The organism is Lujinxingia vulgaris, from assembly GCF_007997015.1.
Lineage (GTDB): Bacteria > Myxococcota_A > Bradymonadia > Bradymonadales > Bradymonadaceae > Lujinxingia > Lujinxingia vulgaris.
Genome location: NZ_VOSM01000004.1, coordinates 338,985 through 352,978 on the forward strand (window position 1 = coordinate 338,985; position 13,994 = coordinate 352,978).

Annotated in this window: 10 protein-coding genes; 2 read left to right on the forward strand and 8 right to left on the reverse strand. The window is 64.5% G+C overall.

The window, feature by feature from the left end; all coding sequences use genetic code 11:
* Positions 1-251: 251 nt before the first annotated feature.
* Positions 252-566, forward strand: a complete 315-nt coding sequence (locus FRC98_RS10635) for a hypothetical protein (protein ID WP_146981392.1) — start codon at positions 252-254, stop codon at positions 564-566.
* Positions 567-589: 23 nt separating this feature from the next.
* Here FRC98_RS10635 and FRC98_RS10640 read toward each other — a convergent pair whose 3' ends face one another.
* The 8 genes from FRC98_RS10640 to clpB all read right to left on the reverse strand — a co-directional run bounded on the left by FRC98_RS10640 (position 590) and on the right by clpB (position 13,158).
* Positions 590-4,138, reverse strand: coding sequence for a serine/threonine-protein kinase (locus FRC98_RS10640; RefSeq protein WP_230467502.1), 3,549 nt, complete (start codon positions 4,136-4,138; stop codon positions 590-592).
* Between the two features lie 123 nt (positions 4,139-4,261).
* Positions 4,262-4,930, reverse strand: a complete 669-nt coding sequence (locus tag FRC98_RS10645; RefSeq protein ID WP_146981394.1) for a hypothetical protein — start codon at positions 4,928-4,930, stop codon at positions 4,262-4,264.
* An 83-nt stretch (positions 4,931-5,013) separates the two neighbouring features.
* The gene (locus FRC98_RS10650; protein WP_146981395.1) at positions 5,014-5,229 is read right to left on the reverse strand and encodes a hypothetical protein; all 216 of its coding nucleotides are present in this window, start codon (positions 5,227-5,229) and stop codon (positions 5,014-5,016) included.
* A gap of 136 nt (positions 5,230-5,365) precedes the next feature.
* Positions 5,366-7,369, reverse strand: coding sequence for a DNA repair helicase YoaA (yoaA, locus tag FRC98_RS10655; RefSeq protein ID WP_146981396.1), 2,004 nt, complete (start codon positions 7,367-7,369; stop codon positions 5,366-5,368).
* A complete protein-coding gene (locus tag FRC98_RS10660) occupies positions 7,366-8,037 on the reverse strand; it encodes a hypothetical protein (RefSeq protein WP_146981397.1) in 672 nt (223 codons plus the stop codon). Before FRC98_RS10660 ends, yoaA begins: the two co-directional genes overlap by 4 nt.
* Positions 8,030-8,785, reverse strand: coding sequence for a 3'-5' exonuclease (locus FRC98_RS10665; protein WP_146981398.1), 756 nt, complete (start codon positions 8,783-8,785; stop codon positions 8,030-8,032). The genes FRC98_RS10660 and FRC98_RS10665 overlap by 8 nt, the downstream gene beginning before the upstream one ends.
* A 67-nt stretch (positions 8,786-8,852) precedes the next feature.
* On the reverse strand, positions 8,853-10,298 hold the full coding sequence (locus FRC98_RS10670) for a formimidoylglutamate deiminase (protein WP_146981399.1): 1,446 nt from the start codon (positions 10,296-10,298) through the stop codon (positions 8,853-8,855).
* Between the two features lie 253 nt (positions 10,299-10,551).
* The gene (clpB, locus tag FRC98_RS10675) at positions 10,552-13,158 is read right to left on the reverse strand and encodes an ATP-dependent chaperone ClpB (protein WP_146981400.1); all 2,607 of its coding nucleotides are present in this window, start codon (positions 13,156-13,158) and stop codon (positions 10,552-10,554) included.
* 329 nt (positions 13,159-13,487) lie between these two features.
* On the opposite strand from clpB, the gene FRC98_RS10680 reads away from it, so the two are divergent.
* A complete protein-coding gene (locus tag FRC98_RS10680; protein WP_146981401.1) occupies positions 13,488-13,967 on the forward strand; it encodes a DUF4442 domain-containing protein in 480 nt (159 codons plus the stop codon).
* The last annotated feature ends 27 nt before the right edge of the window (positions 13,968-13,994 follow it).

The following is a 13,994-nucleotide window of genomic DNA, read 5'->3' on the forward strand; positions in this document are numbered from 1 at the left end:
CGCGAAACATCTGGGCTTAGAGCTTGAAGTCCCGCGTCGAACCCGCCATACTTACAAAACGTCACGTCCAGACAGGGAGGGATCCCGGCGCTCTCGCCGCCGATCAACTCGCTGTCCGGCGCGACTGGCCGGCCTTGCTGTATGGGGAGCGCTTTGCCAGCGCTCCTCTCGCCACATCACACTGGGATTGGGTTTGAGAGAGCCACTCTCGCTCCGTGCACCTCTCTGCCCGCAGTACCGAGGTAACACGCATGGCCGACAAACGACTTAAAGCCGAAGCAACCTACGCTAAGAAGACCGATGCTGAGGTAAACACGTTTCGCAATGATCTACTTGCCGAGATGAATATAAAGAGTGTTGGCGGCTACGCCATCGTCGCCGAAGGAAACACCTGGATCGAGTTGGAAGGCGATGAGTTCGACGTCGACGACGTCTGCAACTACATCGACAACTACGGCATCTTCGCCACCTTCAACGTCGAAAGCGTCGTAACCATCACCTCGCGCAAGCTCACTGAGGCCTACCTCTATTACAAGAACCTCACGCCGATAACGTCGCTTCCCTGAGTCGAGTCAAAAGCCCCACGCGCTCAGGGGGCTGTGAGAAGGTTTGGCATTGCCTCTCGCAGCTCCTTGAGCCGCGCCCGGCGCCCCCATTCCTCTCCCGCATCTTCAGCCAGTGCGATGGCGCTTTCCACGAGCAGGCGCGCGTCGCCATCCCCATAAAAACGGGTATCCCGAATCAAGCGCAGCGCCTCCTCGGCAAGCTGCTGCACGCGCCCTTTATCACGCTCGTTGAGCGCGTTCACCAGGCAGCCCAACACCGCATAGAGCAAGAGCTGCGGGCGACGCTGCCGTCGAAAACTCACCGCCGCGCGCTCAAAGTACGAACGCGCCTCGTCGATGTTCTTCTCCATAAACAACATCAAGCCCAGATTCATCATCGCTACCATGCCGTTTTGCACGTTGACGCGGCTGCAATAATGAAGCGAGCGCTCCAGCGCGGCGCGAGCCCCCTCCAGATTCCCCTGCGACCTCAAGACCTCGGCGCGAAGGTTAAACGCCTCCGAAAGCCCCATGCTCTGGTCGGACAGCTCGCAGATCGCGATCAGCTCATCGACTTCCGTCAGGCTCGGCATATCCCCCCGACGATAGCTCAAAATTAACGATTCATAACGAGCATTGGCGACCATGACCGTATCCCCGGCAGCGGCGGCCTGGGCCGCGCCTTCCGCCAGCAAGATGGAGACCTCCGCCCACTCCGAGCGGCGCGCCAGCGAGCGCGCCAGCGCCGTTGTGCATGTCATGTACGCACGCGGAAAATCCTCCGAACCATGCTCGCGAAAGTGCGCCAACGCCTGTCGCAAAAGTCTCTCCCCCTTTTCAGGCTGCCCACCCACGACGGAACAGGCTCCTGCCATGGCCCGTGCCTGCGCCACCAACGCCGCGTCGCCTAACTCCAGCGCCAGCACCTCCGCACGCTCCGCCCACTCCAACGCAAGCGCGATGTAGTAGAGCGAGTTGTAGGCCCATGCGCGCGCAACGGCCAGCTCCACGCGCAGGCGAGCGATCGTTTCGTTGCCTTCAGCGGGCATACGTTCCATAGCCTGCCAGGCCTGGTCGAGCAGGTACGCGTTGACGTGCTGCTCTCCCCGAACCCTGCGCAGCTCGCTGGCCTCCATGTAGCGCCGCACCGCCTTTTCGGGCTCCCCCCCTTCCTTGAGCATCGCCGCAGAACGCTCCAGCGCCCCCTCCTCGCCGCGCTCAACGGCAGGCTCCAGAACCTGTGCACAAAGCGCGTGTGCTTTTTGCCAGCCTCCCGAACCTCGCAGATGCGTGAGCAACGCCTCTTTCAAGAGGTTTTGCGCAAACGCCAGCCTGTCGCCCCCGACCTCCACCAGATGGCGCCGCACCAGAAGATGCTCCACCACGTCCATCGACCAGGCGATCTCAGCCAACTCACAGGCGCGCTTCCAGTTCTTCAGCTCAAAACGCGCGCCCAGCACCGCGGCCAGCTGAAGGGCAAAAAGCTGATCCTCGCCATACACATCCACGAGCGCCAACGCCGGCGCCAGCCACAACAGCTCATCATCCCGAAGTTCGCTGGCGAAGACCTCCCGCTCCAGCCGGAACCCGTCGAGCGTCGGCTGCAGAAGCCCCCGCTCAATCCAGCGCGCCACCAGCGTGGTGGCCACCAGCGGGTTGCCCGCGCAGCGCTCGGCCACCTCCCGGGCAAGCCCGGGCTCGAGGAAGAGCAACTCCTCAACAAAACTCTGGGTGTCCGCCGGGCTGAGCGCATCAACGGGCTCCTCGGTAAACGCCCCGCCCTCGCGCAGCTCACCCAACGCCCGGGCGTGCGTCTCACTGAGCGCCATCGCATCGTCGCGCGCGCTCATAATCACGAAGATCGGCACCGGCTCCTGAAGTTGATGCAACAGCAGACTTACCCAGCCAAGCGCCTCCACGCCTCGATGCACATCCTGGAGTCGAATGATGAGCGGCCCCGCCATCGCCAGTCGCATCAGAAAATCAGCCAGCGCGCGCTGGCGCTGTGCCTGACCGCTCATGCGCACGCCCCCCTCTTCGCCCGGCTGAGTGGGCATCAGAAGCTCGGTCATCGCCTGCCAGAGGTAAGGGTCATCACCTCCGCCAGCGCGTACGATCGCCTCCAGACGCCCCATCACTTCGCTGCGCCCCAGACCGTTGAGGCCGAGGTGATGCATCAGCGCATCAATCACCCCGTCGCTGGCATCGCCATCGGCGCGGTAACGCACGTGCAGCGCCTGTACCGAACCCACCTCCTGCGCCCGCTCCACAAGCCAGTCGGCCAGATGATCTTTTCCGACACCGGGCGCTCCGGTGAGCATCACCGCCGCGGGCTCTCGCGTAGTGAGCACCTCACGTAGCGTCGACCAGAGCAGCTCGCGCTCCTCATCGCGGCCGACCATCGCAAATCGCCGCAACCCGAAGAGCCCCAGCCCGGCGCCGGCCACCCGAAGGCTGGAGGCGCGTCGCGGCCGCTCCCAGCTGGCAGGCAGCGGCGTAAAACGCTGCGCCACATCGCCCACCGGACGCTCCGGCTCAAAGTTCAACAGGGGGGTGAGCGCATGAAAAGGCGACATCTGCCCGGAGCCTGGCCCGCGCATCTCGGTGGTCAGTCGATCTTCGGTGGATGCAGCATTGGCCTGCAGCAGCGTCTGCCACTGACGCACACTCACTCCTGACGGCGCCCGCCCCACCGCCCGGCGCAGCTCCCGAGCGGCTAATGCCGCCGACGCCCAGCGCTGCCTGGGATCTTTGGCCAGCAGCCGCGCCAGCCACCCTTCCACCCCCTCGGGAACCTCACTGCGTGGCCGCAACGCCGGCACCGGGTGGTCGAGATGAGCGCGTGCAATCTTCATGACGTTTTCGCCCCCGAAGGGCACCTCGCCACAGATCATCTCAAAGATCACGCACCCCAGCGCGTAAAGATCGGTCGCCGGGCCGTACTCGCGCCAACGCCCCAGCAGCTGCTCCGGCGCCATATACTGCGGCGTGCCGGCCACTTTCTTGTGCTGATTCGCCCCCTCCTGAGGCTGCAGCGCGTACGCCAGCCCGAAGTCGGTCAGCAGCACCCCCGGCCACCCCGCTTCGCCCCGGTCCAAAAGCACGTTCTGGGGCTTGATATCGCGGTGCACCACCCCGCGCGCGTGGCTGTGCGCGAGCGCGTCGAGAACAGCGTAGGCCACAAGCTCGATCACCGCCCAGGGTTGCGCCCCGCTCATCAGCCCGGCGAGCGTGCCCGCCCGCGCGTACTCCATGACCAGGTAGGGGCTGCCCGGGCGAAACGCGCGCGGCGCCAGCGCCTCGTCGCTCTCGCCAATCACCCCGTAATCAAAAAGTCGCACAATCCCCGGATGATCCAGCCCCGCCACGCTGCGCACCTCATGGCCGAAGGCCCGGTGGTAGCGCTGCTCACCGGCCTGCTCCCCGGAGATCACCTTAACGGCAACCTCCATCCCCTGCTCCGGATGGTACCCCCGGTACACCTCACCCATCGCCCCCTGGCCGATCTGCTCAAAGATCTGAAACTTGCCCAGCCGCACCCCCGAAGGGGTGATACTCGGGCTCCCCGGAGATGGCTCCTCGGATGTACTCATGCAGGCGGCGATGTCCGAAACAGGTCGAAAAACGTGAGTGGGTTTGAGGTCGGCCAGCATAACCGCTGATCGACCAGAACCCAAGTCAGAAGTGACACGCCAGGCATCAAAAGCCGCGCATCACTACTCGGCCTGCCCTCGCTTCTCCATGCGCTGCTGCAGCCGAATCATCAGGTATTCCGAGAGGTAACTGGGATCTTCAAGCAGCCGGCAGGCCGCGATCTCCACCCAGAGCGTGGGGCCCTTTGAAGGATCGATGCGCGAAGGAAAGGTCCGCCGGGGCCAGATCACATTATGCGAGCCCAGCTCATAAAACTCGGTCGACGCGTCGAGCAGCTCCTGAAAGGTCAGCCCCGTATCCTGGCCGCGGTACAGGTCGGTCACATCCGCCACCGCCAGGCACGACGCATCGGAGATGTTCAAGAGCGCCGCGGAGTCGTCGATGGTCAAATCGTAGCTCTTCCAGAGGCTCTTATCGCCGTTGAGGATGTCGACTCTGGAGGTTCCACCGATGAGCTCGACCACCTGCGCGTTCTGCGCGTGAACCGGCTCAGGCTCGCGGCCCTCCACCTGCACAAAACGCTCCTCATCGCTCAGGTTGAGCACATAGAGATCGCCGGAGCCGTAGAGGATCGAGCGGTAGCCCAGAAAGCCCACCCCGGCCATCTGCGTGACCGCCCCGATGATGGCCGCGACCAGCACAAGAGCGCCCACCCCGAGCGCGACGCGCTTGCCGGTGGACATCCCCGCATCAACCTCAAACCCCTCAAACGCGTCGGGCTCTGTGCCCATGATCTGCCTCGCAACCTGTGCTCTGCCCCGGCGCGCTCATCGCCCCGGCCAACCTCAAAGGGCAGCATTATCACAGCCTGCGCTCAGCGCGGAAGGCAGCGCTCGGAGCGATCACTGCCCAGATAATGATCGTGGCGCTTCATTCGACCGCTGAGCACCGAGCCGGCGGCCATCAGCACAAACACCGGCTTGGAGAGCAAAAAGAGCAGCACCACCTCTGTGGCCGACATCTGCGAGAGGCGAATGAAGATCTGCAAAAAGCTCGTGGTCAGAAAGAAGTTCTCGATCAGCTCAAGCATAATCAGACCCCGGGGGCTGGGCATCGGCGACGCGGTGACAGGCACCTATTGAACCTGATCACCGGCGGCGAGTCGTCCTGCGCTTCGTTGAAAATCCTCCCAGATTGAGGCGTTGAGCGCAAAAGATGCCCCGGGCCTAACTCTCGGTGCTGAGCGCATCGGGGTGACGCTGATACCACCAGCGCTTGACCGCCGGCGCCGACCACACCACCGGGGCCGGCGGCAGGCTGTTGAGGAAGTAGCGCCCGTAGCTCTTATGCGCCACGCGCGAGTCCAGAATGGCCACCACCCCCACATCGCTCTTCGAGCGAATCAGGCGCCCAAACCCCTGCTTGAGCGTAATGGCCGCCGAAGGCAACGAGATCTGCGCAAAGCTGTTGCCGCCACGCTCATCAACCAGGTTGAGGCGCGCGCGCGTCAACGGGTCAGAGGGATTGGCAAAGGGCAGCTTGTCGATGATCACCATGCTCAGCGCCTCGCCCTCCACGTCGACCCCCTCCCAGAAGGAGCTCGTGGCGAAGAGCACCGCGTTGGGAGTCGCCCGGAACTTCTCCAGAATCTCGCGCTTGCTGGCCTGCCCCTGCAAAAGCACCGGGAAGTCGATCGTATCGACCAGCAGCTCGTAGACCGCGTTCATATTCATGTAGCTCGTAAAGAGCACAAAGGCGCGACCCTCGGTGATCTTGAGCAGGTAGTCGACGATCAGCGCCACGTTATCGCAGAACTTCGGATCGTTGGGGGCCGGAAGCTTGTTGGGCACGTAGAGCACGCACTGATTCTCGTAGTCGAAGACCGGCTCCAGGATCAGCTCTTCAACCTTGACCGGCTTGACCGAGGGGCCCTCCTCGCGCTCAAAGCCGAGCATGCCCATGCGACGCTTAAAGAACTCGAAGTTGCCGCCGGTGGCCAACGTCGCCGAGGTGAAGACCAGCGCGTCGTGGGTGTCGAGGAGCTTGCGGCGCATCAATCCGGCCAGATCGATAGGCGCTGCCTGCAAAAACACCCCGCGGTCGCGCCGCTCCACGATGTAGGCGTAGCGGGCGTTGTCGCAGTTCATGACCTGCTTGAGCTCAAAGCTCAGCTCGCTGGCCCGCTGCGCCAGACGCTGGCCCGACTCCCCCAGCGCGCTCACCGCGCGGATCGCACCGCCCAGATCATCGAGCGAATCGTAGACCTCGGCCAGCGCCTCATCGATGGCGGGGCGCTCCGGGATATCGTCGAGCACGTCGAGCCCGTGGCGCCCCTCGCGCAGCACGCCGAGCAGGCGATCGAAGAGCTGGCCGGCGACCTTGACCATGTATTTGGTCGCCTCCAGCACGTCGGCCGAGGCCTCCACGCTGACCTCGTCGCTCTCCATGGCCCGCTCCACATCGCCGGAGAGCTCCCAGAAACGGAAGTTCGAGACCTGCAGCCCGAAGTACTCGGTGGCCACGTTCTCCAGGTGGTGGGCCTCATCGAAGACCACCGCGTCATAGGAGGGCAAGATCTCGGCAAAGCCCGTCTGGCGCAGCGCAAGATCCGCGAAGAAGAGGTGGTGGTTGACCACGATGACGTCGGCTTCCTGCGCATCCTCGCGCACCCGGTTGACGAAGCACTCATCGTAAAAGGGGCATTTGGTGCCCAGGCAGGCCTCCGAGCCCACCGAGAGCTCCTGCCAGGTGGGGTAGTTATCCGGAAGCCCCTCGATCTCGGCGCGGTCACCGGTGCGCGTTTTGCCCGCCCAGCTGCGGATCACCGGCCACATGCGCACGTCTTCGGCGGAGCGAAACGCCGGCTTGCGCTCCATCTCCTCAAAACGATGTTTGCACAGGTAGTTGCGACGCCCCTTGAGCAACACCGCCTTAAAGGAGCGCGGCAGATGTTCTTGAAGAAAGGGGATGTCTTTAAAAAAGAGCTGCTCCTGCAGCGCCTTGGTGCCGGTGCTCACCACCACGCGGCGCTTCGAGAGCAACGCCGGGATCAGGTACGCCAGCGTTTTGCCCGTGCCGGTGGCCGCCTCCACGATCGCCGCATGACGCCCCTCCAGCGCGTCGGCCACCATCCGGGCCATCTGCACCTGCTGAGGGCGAAACTCATAGCGCTCAAGCTTCTGATCGAGCAGCCCCCCGGGCTCCAGAAATCGCTCCACCGCGCTGCTCATTGAATCACCTCACCCAGAGTTTCGATCAGTCGACGCCAGTCTCCGGCGCTTACGTTGGCCGGCACGTCGACCTCCTGCTCGCTCAAGTCGGCCAGCCCGCCGGCGTAGGCCACCGGCACATCTTCGGCACGAAGACCGCTGGCGCACACCCAGATCGCGTCGCGTTTTTTTCCCGAGCGCGGCCGCATCCCGGCACAGATCTTTTCGCCATGAACCCGAAACACAAGCTCTCGCCCCGGTCGGTCCACGAGCACCCGACGCAGCATCGCGCTCTCGTCGTGCAGCTCGACGCGCCGCCCGTCAAAGACCACCTTACCCGGGCGGCTCACCGGCCGCTTCCGATCGGCCGCACGCGCCCTTAACCTGTTATGAACGCTGCGCTTTTTCAACTCGCGAACCGGCGCCACGATCGCCAGTGCAGCGGCCAGAGCCCCCAGGATGATCGGACCGGCGGAGCCCCCAAAGATCATCGCCAGCACGCCCAGCACCGCCAGCCCCACCTTCACCTGACGGGCACGTTGACGCCCCGCGCGGCTGTCGCGGTAGGAGGGGATGTAGCCCCACAGATAGTCCAGAGCTCGCCAGAACGTGCGACTTCGAGGCACATAGACCTCATCGCGTTCCAGCTGCGCGTCCAACGTCAGGGATGTTGCGCCGGTCTCAGTCATTGGCCTCGGGCACGCTCATGTAGAGGGCGCGAAGCGGGTCGGCCTCGTCGCCGTAGATGTAGGCCGGTCCCAGCCCGATGGTCGCCCCGCCCAGCGCATCACCCAGAGACTCAAAGTCGCCGCCGCTGCGCCCCCGGCCTCGCCAGCCGCTCATCTCGGCGGCCTGCTGCTGCTCCCACTGCGCCTGCAGCATCAGGAGCGCGTCGAGCTGCTCGGGCAGCCGATCGGCAAAGGCGTAGAGCACATGCCCGGTCACCGTGGCGTCGTGGGTGGCGCGGTGGGCCTCTTCGAGCGGAATGCCCAGAAGTTTGCAGATCGCGCCCAGGTTTTTACGCGGGTGGTTTTTGAAAAACTGCCGCGCAAAGATCAGCGGGTCGAGCGTGGGGGACTCCTCCGGCCAGCTCAGACCGCAACGCTCCAGCTCATTGCGAATAAAGCTGCGGTCGAACGCCAGGTTGTAGGCCACGATGCCCACGCCCTGGAGACGCTCATGGACCTCGGAGGCGATCTCCTCAAAGCGGGGCGCGTCTTTGACGTCTTCGTCTTTGATGCCGGTGATGCGCGTGGATTCTTCGGGGATGGGGCAGCCCGGGTTGACGAGCTTGCCGTAGGTCTCCACGACCTCGCCGCCCTCAAAACGAATAATGCCCACCTCGGTGACGCGATCGGTCTGCGGATCGAGGCCGGTGGTCTCCACGTCGATCACCGCCAGGGTGAGATCTTTCCAAAGCTCGGGCCAGTTCGACATCGGGAGGTCTCCACAGGGGAAATTCGGGCATCATTGCGGCGCGCAGCCATCCTGCGCGCGGCACATTCTATCGGGCGAAATCACCGGCAGCGCGCCTCGCCATCAGCTCGCGCGCGCCGGCCAGCAGCGCATCTTCATTCACGTGGCGACGGTCCTCAATAATCAACCGGCCGGCCACCACGCTGTGGCGCACCGCGCTGGCACTCATACTCAAAACGATGTGGTCCAACAAGGTTGCGGCCGAGGCTCCCCAGAGCGTGGGATCCTGAAGATCGAGCGCCACAAAGTCGGCCGGCTGCCCCTCCTCAATGCGACCGCTTAAGCCCTGGCCGAGCGCGCGCGCCCCGCCCACCGTGCCCATCTCCCAGAGCACCGCCGCGCTCTCGGTGCGGCCGTTGGGGTCATAGGCCGGCAGCACGTTTCGGGCCTGCGCGCGCAGGCGCTCGTGGTACTCCACAAGGCGCATCTCCTCCCAGGGGTCGATGACCGTGTGGCTGTCGCTCCCCAGCGCGATGGGCACACCGGCTTTGATGAGCTCGCGCGCCGGCAAAAAGCCGTCGCCCAGGTTACGCTCGGTGGTCGGGCAGGCACAGATCGTGGGCAGAGTCTCAGCGGCGATCGCAAGCTCCCGCTCGCTCATATGGGTGCCATGCACGAGCGTCCAGCTCGGGTTGAGCCCCACCCACGCGTGCAAGGCCTCGACCGGCCCCATGCCATAGGCGCGCTGCGAGGCGGCGATTTCGGCGGGCTGCTCGCAGACGTGGGTGTGAATCACCATCTGGCGCGCCGCACAGAACTCGGAGATCGCCTCCACCCAGCTCCGATCGACCGCCCGAATGCTATGCGGCGCCGAGCCCAGGCTCACCCCCGGCGTCTTACCCCAGCGATCCTCGAGCGCAGCGAGCCGCCCAAGATACGTCTCCACATCCGGCTCAATAAAACGCCGCTGACGCGGCTTAGCCACCTGGCCGATATCCCCGCTGTGGTAGGCCACCCGCAACAACGTGATGCGAATGCCCACCGCCTGGGCGGCCGCAATCACCCGATGCGCAAGTTCGTTGGGATCGTCGTAAGGCGCACCCTCGGGGCGATGATGCACATAATGAAACTCCCCAACATGGGTGATGCCCGCGCGCGCCATCTCCCAGAACGCCAGCCGCGCAGCCGCCTCAACCTCCTCGGCCGAGAGGCTCAACGCCACCCCGTACATCGCCTCGCGCCAGGTCCAGAAGTCGTCGTCGGAGCGCGCCGGATCGCGGCGCTCGGCCAGCCCGCGCATCACCCGCTGGAAGGCGTGGCTATGCGCGTTGACCTGCCCCGGCACAAGCGCCACCTCTCCGAGATCGATGGTGCGGTAGCGCGGCGGGCGCTCGGCCAGCGCCCCCACCGCCACGACCTCCCCGCCGCGCACCCACACCGAGCTTCGCTCCGTCCACCCCTCAGCCCCCCACACTCGCCGCGCGCGGTACTCAAGGAGCTCTTCACTCCCGCTCGTTTTGCTCTCCACCACCATCACACCCTCAATCGTATTGTCGCACTCGCCAGCTGCCCGCAGGCCCGAAGCCCTCTCCCCACCTGCTTAACACGCCCCCCTCGCCACGACGCAAGATCGCAGATGCAAAGCACGCTGAAGTCGAACACAAAAGACGCGGCCGCTTTATACGACCGCGTCTTCTTCGACGTCATGATTTCGAAGCCTGGCCGCAGGCTTCAGAGCCAACCTTCGCGCGCCGCACCTCCAGGCTCGGAGGCGCTACGCATGGGAGTCAATGCACCGAGGCCTGAGCCCCCGGCGCGCCGGCAACCCCAAAGGTCAGCTCGCCATCGTCCACGCCCACAGCGATCGTCTCACCAGGGGCAAAGCGCCCGGCCAGAAGCTCCTTGGCCAGCGCGTTCTGCACATCCTTCTGCACCACCCGCTTGAGCGGACGCGCACCGTAGACCGGATCAAAGCCCCGATCCGCCAGCAGCGTCATCGCCTCCGAGCTCACGTGCAGTCCGAAGCCGCGATCTTCGAGAAGTTTGCGCAGACGCCCGAGCTGAATGTTGACGATGTGGTCCATCTCCTTACGCGTCAGCGACTGGAAGAGGATGATGTCGTCCACCCGGTTGAGAAACTCCGGCTTAAACATCTCGCGCATCTCCTCCATCACCAGCGCTTCAGCGCGATTCGGCTCGTCTTGGCCGTACTCCTGGATGTGGTGGCTGCCCACGTTGGAGGTCATGATGATGACGGTGTTGGTGAAGTCGACCGTGCGACCTTTGCCGTCGGTCAGACGCCCCTCATCGAGGATCTGCAGGAGGATGTTGAAGACGTCCGGGTGGGCCTTTTCGATCTCATCGAAGAGCACCACGGTGTAGGGACGCCGACGCACATGCTCGGTCAGATAACCGCCCTCATCGTAGCCCACATAGCCCGGAGGGGCGCCGATGAGGCGAGCGACAGCGTGGCGTTCCATGAACTCGCTCATGTCCAGGCGCACCATGTTCTGTTCGTCGTCGAAGAGGAAGGCTGCCAGCGAGCGCGCAAGCTCGGTCTTACCCACACCCGTCGGGCCCAGGAAGATGAACGAGCCGATGGGGCGCTGCGGATCTTGAAGTCCGCTGCGCGCGCGTCGCACCGCGTCGCTGACCGCCTCGACGGCCTGATGCTGGCCGACGACCCGCTCGTGCAGGCGATCTTCCATCGTGAGAAGTTTGCGCTGCTCACTCTCGAGCATCTTCTGCACGGGGATGCCCGTCCAGCGGCTTACGATCTGCGCGACATCCTCATCGGTGACCTCTTCGCGCAGGAAACTGCCGCTCTGCTGAAGCTCGGCGAGCTCCTCATGAGTGGCCTCCAGCTCCTTCTCGATGGCGGGAATGGTGCCGAAGCGGATCTCCGCCGCACGCCCCAGATCACCGCCGCGTTCGGCCTGCTCGTACTCCACCCGCAGATCTTCGAGGCGCTGCTTGAAGTCGCGGGCTTTCTGAATGACCTCCTTCTCGCGCATCCAGGTGGCTTTCATGCCGCTGGCCTTCTCGCGCAGCTCGGCGATCTCGCCATCGACCTCTTCGAGACGTTGTTTGCTGGCGGCATCGTCCTCGCGCTTGAGCGCCTGGCGCTCGATCTCCATCGAGGTAATGCGGCGCTCCAGGCGGTCGATCTCTTCGGGCAGGCTCTCCAGCTGCATCTTCACGCCGGCGGCGGCCTCATCGACAAGATCGATGGCCTTATCCGGCAAGAAGCGGTCGGTGACGTAGCGGTGGCTGAGCTGGGCTGCAGCCACCAGCGCCGCGTCCGAGATGCGGATGCCGTGGTGCACCTCGTAGCGCTCCTTGAGCCCGCGCAGAATGGTGACGCTGTCTTCGACCGTGGGCTCATCGACCTGGATGGGCTGGAAACGACGCTCCAGCGCCGCATCCTTCTCGATGTACTTGCGGTACTCCGAGATGGTTGTGGCGCCGATGCAACGCAGCTCCCCGCGCGCCAGCGCCGGCTTGAGCATGTTGGAGGCGTCCATCGACCCCTCCGATGCGCCCGCGCCCACGAGCGTGTGCAGCTCATCGATAAAGAGCACAATCTCACCGGCGGCCTGGTCGATCTCCTGCAACACCGCTTTGAGACGATCTTCGAACTCCCCGCGGAACTTCGCCCCGGCGATAAGCGAGCCCAGATCCAGCGAGACCACGCGCTTGTTTTTAAGGCTCTCAGGCACATCGCCCGAGGTGATGCGCTGGGCGATGCCCTCGGCGATGGCAGTTTTACCGACGCCGGGCTCACCGATGAGCACCGGGTTGTTCTTGGTGCGTCGGCTCAAGACCTGCAGCGCGCGGCGGATCTCCTCGTCGCGGCCGATCACCGGGTCGAGCTTGCCGCTCTCGGCCATCGCGGTGAGGTCGCGGGTGTACTTCTCCAGCGCCTGGTATTTGTTCTCCGGGTTGACGTCGGTAACGCGCTGATTCCCGCGCACCTCCGTCATCGCCGCCAGCACCCGATCGCGCGTCACACCGACGGAGCGTAACACCTGACCGCCGTCATCTTTGGCCTCACTCAACGCGAGCAGAAGATGCTCGGTGGAGACATACTCATCGCGAAGGCCGTCGGCTTCTTTCTGAGCCACGCGCAACACCTCCCCAAAAGCGTTGGACACCGAAGGTGACGTGCCCTCCACCCGGGGCATCCGCCCCAGCGCGTCGCTCACCGCTTTGCGCAGCCGGTCGCTGCTCGCGCCGAGCTTGCTGATGATGGGAGAGACGATGCCCTCATCCTGCTCCAGAAGCGCATCGAGCAGGTGAATGGTGCGAACCTCGGGGTGCTGCGCCTCGGCGGCGCGATCCTGAGCTTCGGAGAGGGCCTCACGCGACTTGATCGTAAACTTCTCTATACGCATCGCTTTTGCTCCATGGGCAGACACATCACCACCGAGGGCGGTGTCAGGTTAGAAAGGCGCAGCCTTAGCGTGTGACCCCGTCGAAGGCCACCCTGACGCCCCCCTCCTGCAGCGAGGTGTCCATGCAAATCATGGTGATTAGGTCGGGAGCGCATCAGAGCCTGTCGCTCAACGCGCTCCCGCTGTCGAAAGTCAAGCTATGCACGCCTGTTCAGGCGTCAAGCAATCGGTACAATCCCCCCCTGCCTGCCGCGCGATCGGCCGACCTGAGGCCCCTGCGCAGCGCTCCCCTCCTCCCTGACGTCGACTCGCCACCGAGAATACCTGCCATGATCCGCCCCCTGCTCAAACGCGCGCGCCGCACCCTGACGGAGCGCCTCGACCTGGTCCTGCGCTTCTACCCGCCCTACCTGGGCGCGGGCATCCGCGTGCGCCACATCTCCGAAGACTACCGCCACATCCGCGTGGACATGCCGCTAAAACTCTCCAATCAGAACTACGTGGGCACCCACTTTGGCGGCTCGCTCTACGCGATGGTCGACCCCTTCTACATGCTGATGCTGCTCAAAAACCTCGGGCCCGAGGTCGTCGTCTGGGACAAGGCCGCCACCATCGAGTTCAAACGTCCGGGGCGCTCCACCGTCCACGCCGACTTTCGCCTCACTCAGGATGACATCGACCGCGTCTGGCAAACGCTCAACGAGCAACGCGTCTACGAGCCGGTCTTTCACATCGACATCCGCGACGAGGCCGGTGAGCTCGTTGCCCGCGTCGAGAAGACCCTCTACATCCGGCGAAAGGAGGCGTAATCCCCCACCCCGGAGTTGCGCCTCACC